Origin of the sequence: Gimesia benthica (genome assembly GCF_009720525.1) — a bacterium.
In the GTDB taxonomy this organism is placed as follows: Bacteria; Planctomycetota; Planctomycetia; order Planctomycetales; family Planctomycetaceae; genus Gimesia; species Gimesia benthica.
The window spans coordinates 1720797-1738202 of the sequence record NZ_CP043930.1 but is presented as its reverse complement, the minus strand read 5'-3'; the positions used below and the strand labels follow the sequence as shown (position 1 = coordinate 1738202).

Here is a 17406-nt window from a genome sequence, read left to right as displayed (position 1 = left end):
TGCTCGACACCGTCTACTCATCCCACCATTTTTGAAGTGTTCCTTGACTTAAACCTCCAGCATCCCCCCTTACGCTGACTCTGAATTTATCACTAAATGCTGGCAGAATATTCTCTTCAAGGATTTTTTGCTCCGGTTTCCCAAAATCAAATATCAATAGATCGACATCACGGTCGATGGATTCGGGTTGAGGTATTTTGATACCAAATAGCATATTGATGATCTCAACATATTCTAGGTAGCTTTCTAGTAAATATTTATATCTCTTTTCATTGGCTAACTGTTCCTTATATCGCCCAATTTGACCCACAACAGGAATGTGCCCATTTGCTTCTTTTAGTTCTTTGTTTTTGAAAGTCTTAACTTCAAAAAAACGAATCTGTTTTGACTCTTGATTTAAGAGGATCAAATCAATTCGATCTGCTGTTCTATCTTCCTCTTGTGCGGTCAGTGACAACTCGATATCTAAGACTATTATTGGTCCAGTACTGTCAAGAAAATAAGAATGCCTTTTGCAGACTTTCGATACTTGTTCCGATTCAGGATCAACATATAACTTCGTATTCTTTTTGATCTGTTGATACCCGTCTTCAAAGGATTGGCATAGTTTTAGTTTTTGAAATCCTTTTTCAGTCACTTCACCATTTCTGTTTTGATCCAAAACAACGAGGTACTTTATATTTGATCTGAATGACTTTCCATCAAAACTAAATAGCTTTCGTCCTAGATGGTAGAAATCAATCTTCCCTCCACGAACTGCAGGAAAGACAATTCCTTTTTTAATATCGGGAAGAAGGTGATTTTGAAACAAATCGGTAGCACGAAGTGCTTTGAGTTTTTCATAATCATTTTTCACCCATTTGCTATATCGTGACATGCAACAACTCTTTCGGATGCAAGAAATATACTATCTTTACTGCCCCATTTCTGTCTCAATTTCCTGAACTGTCTCGCAGGTCAATAGTAAATCCAAGTCACACCTGACACACCGATTGTACATTCCGCTTCCAGTTCGCAAAGGCTTTACAAGAGGAATTGCCGGGCCGAATCGCCAAATTGCGTGAGTCTCTTGTGACCAGTCATCTGTCAAATTGACAAGTTCAAGAATGAGATCAAAAACCCAAACTGAATGTTCTATCTCAAGGACTCGATAAATCGAGTCAACAACTCCATCTACTCTGAATGCGATATACAGAGGGCGAACCGTGGGATGTTTTTGGTCAAAATACAGATGATATTTCTGGTGAATATCCCAAAAGCTTAATCCGTTTTGTCAGAGTGGTTTTGCGTTTACCGATAACAGCCACACCTCTGTTGTGAACGTTTTCATGACGAACCCACTCAGTGCTCTGGCCATGAGTATTCTTACCAAGCATAAGGCGAATGCATTCAGGAATTAGCTGTGATCAATGAAAACCAATCAATTTTTCTTGGAGCCAAGATCTTGATTAGCATAGTATCCGACAAATGACTGATCTGCTGATTCCACCAGAGTAACCAGAATCTGAACAGGTTTGTTTTCTCTACATATTCTTTAGAAGAATCCTTCTTGGATTTCCTGATCCATACAGCGTACCCGTTCCCAAACGTTTCGAGCCCCCCCACACATTTTCATCAGGTTTGAAACCAAAGCCATAGCCAATCTTTACAATCAAGGTGCTACTTTCTTCTGGTTTATCACATACGATTGCTACGTAAATGTTACTTTACAACTTCGATAATGAATCAGAGCTAAATATCATGTAAGTTTATCGGCCCTCCCCTCAAGTTGGTAATTAAATTCGTTCAAATCGATTTTGTGTTTTACGAGTTTCATCAAATCTCTCCTCTGGCTTGCAGTCACATCATAACATTCAATTGCTGTGTCCTCTTCAGATAGGTAGAACCAGCTACGAATAGTGTCTTGAGTAAGCGGAATATCCTCTTCTCCAATAAGGGACTCATTTTCAACTGAATACCAAGCTAGTGTATATCGCTCTTTATTCATTGATTTTACAATCGTTGGTGTAATCGGTTTCTTTGAAGGATCGGGGGGCTTCACTTGGTTTCCTTTTTTGGGGTCGAAGGACCCTAAATGTCTTTTACCTGTTTTGTCCCAGCCTTCTACATCACCATGTTGGTAATCCCACTCATAAATCTTTTTCGTTTTTGTGTCTTTCCAACGCTTTCGCCCGCCTTTTTTCCTCACAGGTTTTGAGTTAGGAAAGCCCAGCAAGCGATCAGGAGGCTTATGGTATTGTTTTTGGTCGTGAGAACTTTCGGAGTCTGCCTTTGCTTTGTCATTCGTCATTTTCTAATTCCTATATATAAAGGAGTAAGCCGATTTCATAACCAGACAGTCGAATAGAGTCTTTTGACGTTTTGTGAGTTCCATGATGGCTCCAGTCTTTTCTTTGATCGACGAGATCCTCCAAACGTATTTATTCGTCGAAAGAAATGTGGTGACTCAAGCGGAGTTGATGTTAGTATTCAAAAGCTTACTGAACATCAATTTGATCAATTTCTGTTTTCGATCTGAGTTTGTGTTTAAGCGTGCCCGAATCATTTCAATAGATAACCATTCACTCTCGGCAACTTCAGAAGGATTACATGAAATCATTACGGATGATGACACTTTTATAAGAGCAGCATAATAAGCCTTGCCACGCATTTTGAAAACGGAATGCTCTACATCACGCTCGCCAGTTTGCTCAGGTATTTTTTCTACACCTAACCAGACTGACCTGCGATAGTGTACCTTATTTTCCGTTATGCTTAATTCATCTTCAAGACACCGTATTGCTGCATCCTCGATTGATTCAGTTGCCTCAATCCCTTCTTGTGGTGCCATCCAAGCATGAGACTTCTGAGCGGGACGAATAAACAAAAACAAATCTTCGTTTTCTGTATTTTGAATCAGGCAGATGACAGTTGGGCGATATCCCAATATTCGTTTACGTGTTCGTCGATCGTAGAGAAATTTTATGGCATCCTTCACATATTCAAACATCAGGGGTTCCATTATTCAATTGATTGTTTAATTCTTCTATTGATCGATCTGCTCCCCATGCTTGAGCAGCTATATATGCGGTCATTTTTTTTTGCTCCTCGGTTAATTCCTGATGACGCTCATAACCAATTTTGTGATTCGTTTCAGACCATGCATATTGGAAGAGTGTCTTGATTTGTAATTCAAAAAAATCCGGTCCGTCATCAGAGTCTATGTTTGCCGTGATGTCAGTGGGTAAAAATTTAATGAAGTGATATCCAATATATCCAAACTCAGACGCAGATTTAGGCTCTATAAACTGCCGTTCTATTCCTGAAATAAATTGATCAACTTTATCTTGTATTATTTTAACATCAGAAAGATATCGTACTGTGATCAAGGCCCCTAACTGATCCTGAATTTCATTCATGGGGTCATTATATTTTTGATCTTCTCCTAGCTTAGCTTTTGTTTTCGCTAAAAATCTTTTAATGCTCTTGGGCCGCACTGAAATCCAACATATATTGTCATTACCCAAAAATAATTCTTCTAAAAATTCTTTAAGCTTAGCAGATGCAGGTAATAGAAACTTTTCGTATCGTTTCGTGTATTTGGATTTTAAATTGCTCATGGCTTAGTCTTCTTCAATCTCAAATCAGCGAGTTCTCCTTCAGTTGAATAGAGACTTATTCCTTTGTCCTTGTTTACAACTTTTTCAGTAAATAATTCTTTAAATTGCCCTGCAGGTGCAGTCAGAATTGCCCCAGTATTCAATTCACGTGACTCATACGACAACACATCTCTGAATGCATTCGCGTCAAGCATGAATTCTTCTTTAAATAATTCATTTGATTTGGCTTCTTCTTCAAACGCTTTTGCAGCAGAATCTGAAAGGGAAAACTGCTTTGAGATAATTTCTCCACTCACTTTTTTTCCATCTAAGTTTGGGATTAGACGTGCTACACTAACTAACTCGCTTTTAATATTGGGATTAGCTGTTTTTTTGACTGCTTCACCAATCATTTTAGCAAGTCTGGATGACCCCATTGCTGGAGTTGTCAAACAATCAGAAGCCAGAAAATCTTTAACCCAATAATCAGATACAGTTCGTACAACTCCGTAGTGTATTTGATGATCAACAATGATCCCTTTCCAGTATCCCGTTTTCTTACTCAGTGACTCATCCTCATAACAAGCAGCTTTATACTTGTTTGAGTTTTTCATAAATACCTTTTCGAGATACTCAATGTTCAATCCACTCGTCTGTTCTTCGGCTAATATCCCAACATCAGCGGGGAATCTTGAAATTAGGGTCTTGGTTTTTTTACCTTCTTTACCTCTCAATAAAAAAAGTAACCCCATTCCCGGGGTACCACTTGTGAAGAGCTGAAGACGTTTTGCTAATTTGAGTCCTGTATCCTTTCGTGGGCGTTGTGCGTAGCCAACAATTAGATCACGTGCAGGATTCGTTTGGTTGGTACTTTCAAAACGGACACCAGTCTTACATTCATCTGCTGTACGATTGTAAATTTGATTCAGCATGTCAAATAATTTCCCTGATAAGTCCAGAGTTGTACCGTGAATTGAGTGCAACTCTGACTTCTCAACGTTTTTGCCGGGATAAATCAAATAACTATGTAGGTGTGTTACTGGCATGGTGCGATCTCTTAATCCGCAAATCTCATTTTGATGAATTGTTCTGTTTGGGATGACGCAAGATTCGAAATTGTTGAGAAACCAACAGATTATGTGTACCTTTTGATAATGCATAAAAATACACCATTTCAATGAGGATGTACACTTTTAACTTGAAGTTTTCTTGGCTACCCCTGAAGAAACAGAGGTGTTAGAGATGGATGAAGATTCAGACGGCCTGAATCTATGGAATCACCTATTTTCAACCTGCCAGATTCAGTTCAGATCTAAACCTACCGCCAGCAGATGTCTCTATTCTGGAAGACGCCAGTTATGCCGTAAGGCAGGAGTTCCGATACAAAGCAAAAATGGCAAAGACTCATTTGTAAAGAAATCAGCAGCCTATCCGAGCAGGGGAGAGGAACTGTCTATGCAATCCATTTAGATAGTTCGGCTGCTTTTGACTGGGCGTGGAAGGGAGCTTTTTTTGTTCGCCCCTTTGAATTTCTGTCAGTCATTGACGCGGTCTATCACGAACCCAAATTTGAAGAAGTTTGGAAAGAGCTGTCAACCAGATTCGAAGTGGCAAGAGCAAATGCTTTGCCATAAATATTGTTATTTCTCAAACAAATCTTGCCAGTTGGTTACATTTCTATATTTGCACACACTCTGCAATTCCTGCTCAGCATACTTTTCCGTAATTTTACTCCATTGGTATTTTGCGTTCCTTGAATCCCAAAGAACTAACCAGAATTGGCCATCACTGGATTGTCCAATATTTCGACCTATGGGTGGCGAGGTCGTTAATTCCAGACTAATCAGACTCTCGAAATATTCCGGTAGTGTCGTAGCCCACCCTTGATTTAGCTCCCGCTCAATCAATTGCTTTGCATGATTTTCAGCGTTATGTTTCCAGCCCTGTAAAAGGTCTTTCGAATAATAATTGGTATCGCTGTCAATCAGCTTTGAACAGTTTTGGCATAACCAGATTCCATTGGAGGAATCCCTTCGTTGACTTGGTGTCAAACTTGAGTCATATCTAGGTCCGCCGGGAGAAGCTGCCGTAATATGTGCTGCAACTCCGATATTTATTGTTAGTTTAGGATCTGTATGAGGACCACTGGTTGTATTTTTACAATCAGGATTTGAACAAAGATACCCAACTCTCTTAGCAAGAATCTCCTTGGTTTTGTTGTCAAACTTGTCCCGAATATTCACGACTTTTGAATTACCAAGATCTATATTTTCTTGTGGTCCTGATTTGTTTGTGTTCATCTGGCTTGCTATCCACGATTTGAGGATTTCTCTTTACGGCAACTCAACATTTATGACTGGAAAATTATCACCAGCCTCAATGCTTTCTTTGGGAAACGGAAGCTGTAATTTGCAGACCGCAAATACACCATTAATCATTACAAGCATTAAGTATAACCACAACAGCCAAAGTCGATTGTTCGTTTGAGGACTTTTCGCCAGTGACTTTATTTCAGAAAGCACTTCTTGAAGTTCTCGGAATTCTTTCTGCCCTGCTGGTAGCTCTTTGTTTCGGGAAAGCTCTGTTTCTAATCGATCTGCAAGTTGCGAGAATCGTCTTAGTTCCTTGAGACTGGAAACATGTGGCTCAAGCAACTCAATCGGATATTCTTCGATGATCTTGTCTTCTTTTCTCCTCCCATTAATCACCTGTTGAATGTTGCTTTCCTCTCGCTCAATTCTGTCAAGAACCTCCGGCAGAATCTGATTTTCTAATGATATTTGAGATTCTCTATAATTCTTAATTCGTTTAGCGACGATTTCTCCGAGAATTTCAAAAACAGCTATCGAACATACAATAATGAAAACGATAGGCTCAGCCATATCGCTGTGACGGTTCAGTAACCACCATACCGCTGTGAAGACAAGGCAGATGGCATTTGCAATTCTGAAAAGTACCATAAGACGATTCACTCCACCACACAATCATTCAATCGCTCACGCCGTTGTTCCCAATCCGGCATGATCTTTTTCAGTAATCGGTAAAATTTTGGACTATGGTTATACTCTTGAAGATGACAGAGTTCGTGGATGATCACATACTCTATGCACATTTTGGGAGCGATAATGAGGTCAGGATTCAGCAGGATTCGACCTTCACGCGTACAACTCCCCCAACGATTTCTCATACGTCGGATTTCGAAGCCATCGGCCTCAATCCCATACCGAACGGCTTTAGTCACCACTGAATCAAATATCTCTCGAAAAACGACCTCAGAACGCAGGCGAAACCAACCAACGACAAGAGGCTTGATCCGGCTTTTGTCTTTTGCATTGATGATATAGACATTGATCTGGCCCCGTGCCATTTTCACAGCGTCTTCGTCTCCCTTATGGACACGAAGACGATATTGCCGCCCCAAATAGCGATGTGACTCACCACTGACGTATCGTCGGGGAGGAATAGTAGGGAGATAGTTCTCGAAGAATCTCTGTTGCTTAATGATCCAAGATGCTCGTTTCTGTATCTTCTCTTTTACAGCAGAATCTGTAGCATCTTTTGGAGCAGTCACGGCAACCGACAGGTCTGGATGAACGTCGATTGCCAATGTTTTGCGTGATGAATAAGAAAGATCATAGTCGATCTTCTTGCGACCATACTGGATAGCCAGTCGCCGTGATTTTAGCGTGGTGGCTCCGTTCCGGGGAGTCATTTCTGAACCTCCCGGCGTTTGGCGACACGGATGATACTTTCGAGAATTTCGTCAATATCCTCGCCTGTCAGATTCAAATCGTAGCGACCTTTTGCGGCAAATAGCAGATCATCGAGGTCATTCAGAATTGCGTTCTCAACATCCCGGTTGTCGGTCCAGTCACGAATCTTTTTCTCATCGATGATTTTCTTGGCTTTTAATGCAGTTTCAGCAGCGATCCCAGCCAGATCGTCTCTTTCTTCACCAGCAGCTTTCTCAAATCCATCCTGAAACAGTCGGAAATATGCTTTGGCTTCTGGATCACTTCGTAATTCTGCCGGAACGTTAGAAGAACCTTGCTCCTTTGCCTCATTCCAAAGGTCGAACATTTTCTGGAAGTAAGCTTCCTCACTCATTCGTTTTTCAATGTATTCCTGAATCGCTTCGTCAATGACTTCTGATAATCTCTGATAGAGAACCGGATCTTCATCCATCTTCTCGGTACAGGTCTTTTTGACACGTGAGGCAATGTAGTCCGCCTTGGCAGCCGTGCCTTCAATTCCTTCTAATTCTTCTTCCAAATTATCCACTTCAAAGATGTTGACCGGCTCAGCAATGCGTTTGACTTCATCGGCCCCAATATATTTGTCGACCATGTTCCGAATCTGGTCTTCATATTCTTTGTAATCAATCGCTTCATTATACCGTTGTTTGACGGCTGCCCGGAGATTACGGAAATACTTCATGTCACTCAGATAATTCTGGATTGCTTCCTTCGGAGTATCGTCATGAAATTTAGCTGATGACATCGCCAGTTGGAGCGTTTTTGAGAATTCATTCAAGGCATCATAGAAATCCTGCCTCACATCTTCGGGACGAAGATGCTGCTGCATTGCTTCCAAATCCTGCCGGTTCTGGACTCCCTTAAAGACAGACCAGACATTTGTATGTCGCTCTTTCAGCTTGGAGATCTCTTCTTCTACATTTGTGAATGTACCCTCAAGATCTTCCTCATCAAATCCACTTAACGAGTCATATTGTTTAACGGCCTCATCCAGTTCTCCGAAAATCCCCCGGTAATCAACGACCAAACCAAAGTCTTTTCCGTCAAACAGACGATTCACACGAGCGATGGCTTGCAGGATATTGTGATCCCGGAGTCGCTTGTCGATGTAAAGAACGGTGTTGCAGGGAGCGTCGAAGCCAGTCAGGAGTTTATCCACACAGATGATGATTTCTGGGGCCGGTTTATTTTCGAAGTCGTCAATGGTTCGTTCGAGATATTTTTTCTCTGAGCCGAACTGATCCATCATCTGTTTCCAGAACTGCTGAATTTCTGGAATATCTTCTTCTTCAATGGTCTCGTTGTCCTCCCGTGTGTCAGGTGGCGAGATAATCACACGAGAGGAAATCTTTCTGTCCGGGGATTCTTTCCCGATTTCCTCGAACAACTGGTGGTATTTCAAAGCCATCGCTTTGCTACTGACAGCAAACTGACCTTTGAAAGGCGTCCTCTTGAAGTTTTCACAAAAATGAGACACCAGATCGAAAGCGATTTCATACAACCGTTCGGAGGTCTTTGTGAGTTCCTCTTCCCGGCGAAACTTCTTCTTGAGATCAGCTTTTTGCTCATCGGACAGATCCTTGGTAATTCGGTCGAACCACTTATCGATGGCTTTCTGGTCACCATGAAGCTCCGACATCCGCCCTTCGTATAGAATTGGAGTGACCGCCTTATCTTCAACAGCCTTTCGCATCGGATAACTGTGGATAAAGCCACCAAACTTCGTGGCGGTACTTTTTTCTTTCTTCAATAATGGTGTGCCGGTGAAACCGATGTAGCAGGCATTGGGAAATACCTGTTTCATCTTGGCGTGAGCCAGTCCGTACTGGCTACGATGGCTTTCATCAACCAGAACAAAGACATTATTGCTCTCGTCTTTTAGTTCGTGGGAAGACGCCGCTGACTCAAACTTGTCGATGATCGTGGTGATGATGTCGGCTTTGCCCTGTGACACCAGTTCCACTAGATGCTTCCCGCTGTTTGCTCTCTCAACCGATTTACGGCAGGCGAGAAACGTCTTCCAGATTTGTCGATCAAGATCCACTCGGTCGGTGACGATGACAACTTTTGGATTCTTGATTGATGGTTCGAGTGACAACGCCTTGGCGAGCATTACCATTGTTAAAGATTTTCCAGAACCCGTCGTGTGCCAGATCACCCCTCCCGGCCTTTGTTCATCTCCCTTCGTTTTAGTGACACGAGCCAGTGTCTCACCAATCGCAAAATACTGCTGGTATCGGGCAATCTTCTTTTGATTCTTATCAAAGACAATGTACCGATGCGTCATCTCCAGTAGTCGTTCTGGTCGGAATAGACAGTAGAGCATTCGATCTTGAGGCGATGGGAGTCGCTTTCCTGCTGCCAGAATCTCCTTCATTTTGGAGACAATCGATGGTTTACGGCTTTCGAACAGTCGGCCAATCTGTTCTTGAGAAAGTGGAGTATTGATCAGCTTTGCCAACTTTACATCAAGATCGCCAGCGTGTTCTTCTTTCCATGTAGACCAGAACTTCTTGGGAGTTCCGGCTGTAGCATATTTGCCTGCATTCTGGCAGATCGAACCGAGTAGTTGGGAATAAACGAACAAACCGGGAATCTCGCCCTGTCGCTGATTACGAAGATGCTGGCTGATTCCGACCTCAACTGCATCATGTTCATCAGGTCGCTTGCACTCGATCACAGCCAACGGAATCCCGTTTACGAACAGCACAATGTCAGGACGCCGTAGTTCATGGGAAGCAGTTCGCTCAACTTCGAACTCGTCGGCAATGTGATAGACGTTATTCTCAGGATGTTCCCAATCAATGTACTGGAGCGTGTAACTCCGTTTGTTTCCATCGATGGTCTGTTCTTGAGCTTTTCCCAGCGTCAGCAGATCGAATGCTTGTTCGTTAGTTTTCACCAAACCATCGAAGGGAATATTGGTCAGGGCATCGACGGCATTCTTGAGATTGGATTCAGTGAAGTCGTGTGTTTGTCCCTTGAAGTTGATCTGGTTTAATTTACGGAGTTGATCGTGCAGAATTGATTCCAATATGACCCGGCTGCGTTTGCCGCCTCGCAGATCGAGTGCCTCAGTCGGAGTGAGGTACTGGTAGCCGACCTGTTGCAAAAGTTGCAACGCCGGCAGGTGCGAGACCAAATCTTCAAGGAACTCCGAAACTGCCATTTCAGTTATCTTCTTCAACTCTGCTATCTGATTTGTTTCCAAACAAAGAGACCTTCTTTCTTGAAAGCTCAGTCACAATTCTATCGGCCCAATCATATTCTCTAACAATTTTTTCTACCTCATCGAAATCATCTTCATCAAACCAATCATTCTTCGGAATTGCAGACTTTAGTGAATCAACAACAGCATCAGAATGCTTCTCACAATCTTCTGAATCACATTGTTCAATTGCATGCATCACAGCCTTGAGTCGATCTGTTTTGAATCGTAATTCATTCTTCTCATTCGTGAAGCATTCGAGAAGAATTCCTCTCAAAAATGGTTGAGGCCATTTATGAAGTCCTTCGCTGATTAAGAATTGTCTAGCAGCTCCCTCATTTCCTTGAGCTGTTTGAAGAATGTTTCTTCCAAGTTCTGTCTGACATTCTACTTCTAATTCTTCAACACCACTGCCCCCATTAGTAACAACAAAATCCACAATCGGACTCTGTGTGTAATAGTGATAGGACTGCAAGGCTTTAATAACTGCTGGATAGCATGTTTTCGTGGTCAAGTGGGAGGCCCGGATAGTTTTAGCACCACTGGGGGAGTCCGCTATCTCCAGCAGGTGATCTGTAAATATTGTTTCTAAACGGTCTGATAAAGCACCTTTGCAACTAAGTTTCTCCAGTATTTGAAGTAAAGTTGGATTTGTTGAAGATATATCAAGAGTCTTTCCAACAAGAGTTGACCTTGCTCTTTTTCCTATCGCAATAAAGATGCAACTTCTTTTGCATATGTGAATAAGAGTCTTAGGGTATTTGACAGCATGCTTATGCCATTCGTCCTTCGAGAAAATATCCACCCCAGCTATTGAAAGCATGGAACGACAGAACCATACCCCCCTCCAGAAGAATATTTTCATGGATGGGTCATCAGCAATTAGTTCTAGTTTTTTCATATAATTCAAAAACAACCAATCCAATACCTGCTCATCAATTCTCGGTAGCGTATCAGTTGTGAAACTTTCCACAGCCTTTTGTTGATTATCGAGATAATTTTTTTCCTCGAGCAGAGATGTAAGTAACGATTCGCAGAATCCATGACGTAAACGAACAGGGTGTGACAATAACTCTTTCACAACAACAGATGCAGCATGTGTCACTTGCTCAGCAGTCGGACTTGATTCATATGGATGACCATAAATGCACCTAAGCTCATAAATATGAAAAAGAATCGTAAACGCACTATCAGAAAGCATCCCATAAGACTTAGCTTGATCTAATAAATATTTATCTACCGAATTATGTAGATTTTCTCTTCTTTCTACTTCCGCATGAATTTTCAGTGCATTGCCATCTCTTTTTGAGGCTTCTTTAAATCTTCGTTTCAAAGACTCAGCACATGAAATCCATATCATCACATAAGCTGCTCGAAATGCATTTTCTTTTGCACATCTAACTGCCTCTTGAAAAAGAGGCTTATCAGCATCATCTTTAATTTGTTTGACGTAACTAGAAATATCAAGCATCTGTTTTTCTTTCGCTTACAGGTATTACTCGAGTATTCCCAGTAAGAAGCTGTTGCATGAGTCCATTTTTTTGAGTATTGAGAAGTAAATAACGCTTGTTTAGCAAGTCTATCTCCAGATCTGCTGTAACCAAAACAGCAGCAATTGCTCTCTGCTCCTCAATAGGAGGGATGAGAAATGGAAACATGAGCCATTGTTCGATCTTGAAAATCATCTTCTCTAATGCAACACCGACGCTGGCATGAAAACACGTTTGCTGAAAATAAAGCGAGTGCGTCAGGTACTTTAGAAAGGTCATGTCTAGTTCCCCGTTGACGGTGCAAACGGAATATTCATTCGAAACTATGGCACCATTGAGACTGGCGGGGACAACCCCACATGCACCATGGATGATTTGTCGTCGAGAAATCAAAAAGTCACCTCCACGAACTTCAAACTGCGTCGGAGTCTTGATGTCTCGACCAAGAAGGCGTTCCCTTGGTTCAATCCCCCCACGATTCCTCTTTGCAACGACAAGTTGATATTCGGTATCGTCCTCCAAACGAACTGATCGCTTCTCGATGTGTAGCAAGTCGGCCATCTTCTTCCGCTTCCAGCCGTTGGGCGGGTCTGCGAGTTTTGGAATGCCGGGCTGGACGCTAGGAGGGTAAATGCCTCTGCGAACAGCAGCGGGAATCCTGACAATGCCATCGAAGTCAGTTTGAGTGCCCTTTGCGAACTTAGAAAGCCGAAAATCGCCGGTGAGAAGCTGCTGCATAAGGGCTTGTTTGCGTTTCTGCTTGGCTACAATCAATTTCTCGGTCAATTCAATCGCCCGATCCCACGTCGAAAGAATGGCGGCTATCTTCTGCTGTTCGGGAAATGTCGGACGTAACACTCGAATAGAGAGAAATGATGGCTTGGAAATGTTCTTCATGCTTCCACTGGTGCCAGTGGCAATATTCTTGAGCGACTGCCTCATTGAAGATGAGTTAAGCAATTGAAGAAGCCACTCCAAGTTGTCTTTTGTTGGATCTTTGAGAACTACTTTCCATAATTTATCGGGGAGATACAAATTGGGGGCGTTCTCCTTAACCATTCCCGATGCTCCCACCAAGTCAAAGGTGTTCGAGCGACTAATGAGCAAATCGCCACGACTGACTGGCATTCTTGCTCTTTCTACTTCCGTTCCACGTATAACTTTATTCTCAGAAGGAAAGAAACGGCCATTCGACACGCTGCTCACCTTTAATACACCAGCTTCGCTGGGGTCAGCGGAGCGATCTTCCCCATTGACGCTAACGCCTGATGGAAGATCTTGAATAATCTTCGACAGTTTCACAAAACTCCAACCATTTAACAAAGTTTCGGGCCTATCCATGTAACCCCAACTCCTCCAGATACACTTGCATCTGCTCTTGGACTTGGGCTAGTTCGGCATCAAGAGAATCAATCTCTTCCTGCACAGCCCGAATGTCAATCTCCTCCTCTTCCTCGAAAGTGTCAACATACCGGGGAATATTCAGATTGAAGTCGTTCTCTTTAATCTCTTCATAATCAGCGACGTAAGCGTACTTGTCCACGTTCTCACAAGCCGTGTAGGTAGCGACGATTTTCTCGATGTGTTCATCAGCTAATCGGTTCTGAGTCTTGGCGTCATCGTATTCCCGGCTGGCATCGATGAAGAGGACCGTCTTGTCAGGCTTCTGTTTTCGAAAGACCAGAATGGCTGCTGGAATGCCTGTCCCGTAGAACAGGTTTGCCGGTAGCCCCACTACAGCATCCAGTAGGTTCTCTTCAATCAATTGCTGACGAATCTTTCCTTCGCTAGATCCACGGAAAAGAACACCATGAGGAACAACGACGCCAACTCGTCCGCTAGTTTCAGTGATCGTTTCAATCATGTGTGAGATGAAGGCAAAGTCGCCTTTGCTTTTCGGGGGCACACCACGATGAAATCGATTGTGATGGTCAGCGGCAGCTTCGTCGGCCCCCCACTTGTCGAGTGAAAATGGCGGATTAGCAACCACTACTTCATACTTCATCAGCTTATCGTTAGAAAGCAACTTGGGATTGCGGATTGTGTCGCCCCACTCAATGCGGGCGTTATCCATCCCATGCAGGAACATGTTCATTTTGGCGAGTGCCCATGTCGCCCCAATATTCTCCTGTCCCCACAAGGAGAAGTCCTTAGAGCCGACCTGCTGACCACACTTGATGAGCAGAGAACCTGAGCCACAAGCTGGATCACAAATTCGCTCTCCCGGTTGAGGATCGACCAGCCGAGCGATCAGTTGTGAAACTTCTGGCGGGGTGTAGAACTCGCCTGCCTTTTTGCCGGCACCGGCTGCAAACCTACCGATCAAATACTCGTAAGCATTACCGATGACATCCATGTTTCCGACCCGACTGGGACGCAGATCGAGTCGGGGATCGCTAAAATCTTCCAACAATGATTTGAGCCGATTGTTGCGTTCCTTCGTTTGACCGAGGCTGGCTTCCGAGTTGAAGTCAATATTTCGGAAGACGCCTTCGAGTTTCTCCTTGTTCGAGTCTTCGATCTCATCGAGAGCAGTATTAATGATCTCACCGATGTTAGCTTCGTTCCGTTGTTCATATAAAGCATTGAAAGTGCAATGTGCTGGCAGCACAAATCGCTCTCGCTTGAGCCGCCGCTCGATCCGCTCCCGTGCGGTCTTGCTTTTGGGATCACCGTATTCGGCAACGAGGACATCATAATGATCCTGCCATACATCAGAGATGTATTTCACAAACAACACCACAAGGATGTAGTTTTTGTATTCTGAAGGATCGACCGCTCCCCGGAAGGTATCGCATGCTTTCCAGAGAATGCCGTTAATCTCTGACTGAGAGACTGTTTCGGATTGTTTACCGTTTCCGTTCGCCATTTTTGGGGTTAACTATTATTCCTAAGAAAATTGTAAATTCTATTACGAAGATTTGAATCAAGAACCCAATCCAATACCTTGAGCCTTAGCAACCTAAGATCATATTTTAATTGGAGATAGGTGGTATGTTTTGTGATAATAAATTCTCTATAAAAGGCATATATCATTTGTTACCAGAGTACCATATGATGCAATTATGTTCAATAATTGAGCCCATGTGGATTTAGACGGTTTAAAGGACATTCTTGAACTCTGATCAGGTAGAAAAACGGTCATAAAGAGATGTGGGCGGACTTTTCATTAATTCTAATTCCCTTACTACTTTCAATTCTTAGTATGGGGGTAGCAGTTGCCATTATTTATTGCTGGCTTCGAAAGCAAAACAGGCATTATCGAGAATCCCCACTAACCCAAGATCTAATGAGGCCCCCCGGTTATTCGCTCCAATTAAAAGTAAATGAACTGGGTGATGAGGTCACACTCTATTTGATGTTCATGCTGGGAGCACCGATTCTTCTCTATTCGTTTCATCTAAGTGAATCATATTTTGGAGGTGAGCCGGAGTCGGCCCTTCGTACTGCGATATCATTCGCCATGGGGATGGGAGTTGTGGGATTTTTGGGTTATCGACTTTCAAAGACCTTAGACGAAAAGAAAAAATATGCCCTTGGCTTACAAGGCGAGATGTTTACAGGGGAAGAACTAAACCAATTAATGCTTGATGGCTGTAGAGTATTTCATGACATCCAATTTCCTTATGGAAATATAGATCATGTGGTGGTGAGTCCAAGCGGAGTATTTTCAATCAACACTAAAATGCGAGGCAAACCAAAACACGGTGACGGCAGAGCAGAACTAATCGTTGATTACCAGAACAATGTCTTACGATTTCCTGACTATGAGCATCCGATCCCTCATAACCAACTGGAAGCAGAATCTAATTGGCTTTCAAAACATTTAACATCAGCAATTGGCAATCAAGTCAAAGTACAACCGATTCTTGCACTCCCCGGATGGTTTATCAAAGAACGCATTGGACGTGGCTTAGTTACTGTCATCAATCCTACGAAGCCCAATCGCTTCTTTGTGAATAATCATATCACTCTTAGTGCTACCGAGATGCAACAGATCGCCCACCAGTTAGAACAACTGTGTCGTAATGTTAAGCCTTCCTATCGTGCCAAGAAAAAATGAAGTTGTCATAAAGTTCAGTGGAATTGAACATGGCGAAAAAGAAATCCGGATCCAGTCCTAAGAGAAATGACACCCCGAAATACCAGCCAATGCCAGATCTCTCTCCAGACGAATTCGCTCTTCTGAAAGCTGACATAAAAGAGAATGGCCTTCAGTATCCAATCATCCAAGATGAATATGGGATTACGCTAGATGGTCACCAACGTGAGCGAGCATTACGAGAACTGAAATTTAAGAATTACCCAGTCCAAGTCATTGGTGGCCTAAGCGAGGAAGAGAAGTGGCAATACGCACTGAGCGTCAATGTTAAGCGTAGGCACCTCACATCAGCCCAAAAGCGTGATTTGATAAAACAAGAGCTCAAACGCACTCCTGATATCGCCAATAATTGGCTGGCGGAAATCATTGGGGCCGACGTAAAAACAGTTCAGACAGTTCGTAGAAAATTGGTCTCAACTTTGGAAATTCCAAAGTTGGAAAAGCTAAGGGGTAAGGACGGTAAGCATCGAAGTGCACGTTACAATCAGATCATCACCAATACTCCCAAGGAACTAGAAATTGCCCGCTCAGTGATTTCAGATTTGCCGTCTGAGAATGGAAGAATTCTCGACACGATCTCGGCACAAAGACGTGCCAGACGAAACGTTAAGTCACTCGCCCGGAACATCAACAGCGTTGTTAAGCCATCATCTACTAAGGACATTCGACTGTATAATTGTCGGTTTCAGAATCTTGAGAAACAGGCAAAACTAAAACCAAATAGTGTTTCTCTCGTGCTGACCGACTTTCCATACAATAAAGAATTCCTTCCACAACTTTCCGAACTGAGTGAGTTCTGTGATAGGGTCTTAAAACCCGGTGGTCTGCTAGTAACCTACAGCGGCCAATATCATCTACCAGAGGTGCTGGAGCGTCTGGGAGAACACCTTACGTACCGATGGCAGATGGCCTCAATCTGGAGTGGCGATTCTAACATGATTCATCCGCTCCAGATTGCGAGCCAATGGAAACCGATCTGGATTTTTTCCAAAGGGAAATGGAAGAAAAAGAAGCGTTGGTCTGATGTTTCGCTGGTTCAGGGAAAAGACAAATCACTTCATGACTGGCAGCAACATGAAACTGAGGTTGAGATGCTGGTCCAATATTTTTCTGAGCCTAAAAATCTCGTATGCGATTGTATGGCAGGTAGTTTCACAACGGCGATAGCCTGTCGTAGAAATGGAAGGAAGTTCGTTGGCTGTGATGTTGATGCTGAATGTGTTGAAATTGGTCATGCGAGATTGGGAAGAGAAAAGTAGTCATCATATAGATT

At 42.9% G+C, this 17406-nt stretch carries 14 protein-coding genes; 2 read left to right on the top strand and 12 right to left on the bottom strand.

The genetic code is table 11. The annotated features are described in order from the left end of the window. Positions 1 to 13: 13 nt before the first annotated feature. The 12 genes from F1728_RS06675 to F1728_RS06620 all read right to left on the bottom strand — a co-directional run bounded on the left by F1728_RS06675 (position 14) and on the right by F1728_RS06620 (position 14900). Positions 14 to 877: a hypothetical protein gene (locus F1728_RS06675; protein WP_155363448.1), complete on the bottom strand. Its 864-nt coding sequence runs from the start codon at positions 875 to 877 to the stop codon at positions 14 to 16. Positions 878 to 1738: 861 nt separating this feature from the next. After that, positions 1739 to 2290 (bottom strand): colicin E3/pyocin S6 family cytotoxin, encoded by a 552-nt coding sequence (locus F1728_RS06670; protein ID WP_155363447.1) that lies wholly within the window; start codon positions 2288 to 2290, stop codon positions 1739 to 1741. A gap of 156 nt (positions 2291 to 2446) precedes the next feature. Continuing rightward, a complete protein-coding gene (locus tag F1728_RS06665; protein ID WP_155363446.1) occupies positions 2447 to 2989 on the bottom strand; it encodes an NUDIX hydrolase in 543 nt (180 codons plus the stop codon). Next, a complete protein-coding gene (locus F1728_RS06660) occupies positions 2982 to 3599 on the bottom strand; it encodes a RelA/SpoT domain-containing protein (RefSeq protein WP_155363445.1) in 618 nt (205 codons plus the stop codon). Before F1728_RS06660 ends, F1728_RS06665 begins: the two co-directional genes overlap by 8 nt. After that, positions 3596 to 4624, bottom strand: coding sequence for a hypothetical protein (locus F1728_RS06655; protein ID WP_155363444.1), 1029 nt, complete (start codon positions 4622 to 4624; stop codon positions 3596 to 3598). The genes F1728_RS06660 and F1728_RS06655 overlap by 4 nt, the downstream gene beginning before the upstream one ends. A 594-nt stretch (positions 4625 to 5218) precedes the next feature. Next, the gene (locus F1728_RS06650; protein ID WP_155363443.1) at positions 5219 to 5878 is read right to left on the bottom strand and encodes a hypothetical protein; all 660 of its coding nucleotides are present in this window, start codon (positions 5876 to 5878) and stop codon (positions 5219 to 5221) included. Positions 5879 to 5911: 33 nt separating this feature from the next. After that, the gene (locus tag F1728_RS06645) at positions 5912 to 6538 is read right to left on the bottom strand and encodes a hypothetical protein (protein ID WP_155363442.1); all 627 of its coding nucleotides are present in this window, start codon (positions 6536 to 6538) and stop codon (positions 5912 to 5914) included. 8 nt (positions 6539 to 6546) lie between these two features. Continuing rightward, positions 6547 to 7290, bottom strand: coding sequence for a M48 family metallopeptidase (locus F1728_RS06640; protein WP_155363441.1), 744 nt, complete (start codon positions 7288 to 7290; stop codon positions 6547 to 6549). Continuing rightward, positions 7287 to 10502 (bottom strand): type I restriction endonuclease subunit R, encoded by a 3216-nt coding sequence (locus F1728_RS06635; protein ID WP_155363440.1) that lies wholly within the window; start codon positions 10500 to 10502, stop codon positions 7287 to 7289. The genes F1728_RS06640 and F1728_RS06635 overlap by 4 nt, the downstream gene beginning before the upstream one ends. Position 10503: 1 nt before the next feature. Then, positions 10504 to 12012: a hypothetical protein gene (locus F1728_RS06630; RefSeq protein WP_155363439.1), complete on the bottom strand. Its 1509-nt coding sequence runs from the start codon at positions 12010 to 12012 to the stop codon at positions 10504 to 10506. Further along, complete coding sequence (locus tag F1728_RS06625) at positions 12005 to 13372, bottom strand: restriction endonuclease subunit S (protein WP_155363438.1); 1368 nt, start codon at positions 13370 to 13372, stop codon at positions 12005 to 12007. Before F1728_RS06625 ends, F1728_RS06630 begins: the two co-directional genes overlap by 8 nt. Continuing rightward, positions 13365 to 14900 (bottom strand): type I restriction-modification system subunit M, encoded by a 1536-nt coding sequence (locus tag F1728_RS06620; protein WP_155363437.1) that lies wholly within the window; start codon positions 14898 to 14900, stop codon positions 13365 to 13367. The genes F1728_RS06625 and F1728_RS06620 overlap by 8 nt, the downstream gene beginning before the upstream one ends. A gap of 282 nt (positions 14901 to 15182) precedes the next feature. Between F1728_RS06620 and F1728_RS06615 the strand changes: the two genes are divergently transcribed. Both F1728_RS06615 and F1728_RS06610 read left to right on the top strand, forming a co-directional pair. Continuing rightward, on the top strand, positions 15183 to 16094 hold the full coding sequence (locus tag F1728_RS06615) for a nuclease-related domain-containing protein (protein ID WP_155363436.1): 912 nt from the start codon (positions 15183 to 15185) through the stop codon (positions 16092 to 16094). Positions 16095 to 16123: 29 nt separating this feature from the next. Next, the gene (locus tag F1728_RS06610) at positions 16124 to 17392 is read left to right on the top strand and encodes a DNA methyltransferase (protein ID WP_155363435.1); all 1269 of its coding nucleotides are present in this window, start codon (positions 16124 to 16126) and stop codon (positions 17390 to 17392) included. Positions 17393 to 17406: the final 14 nt, after the last annotated feature.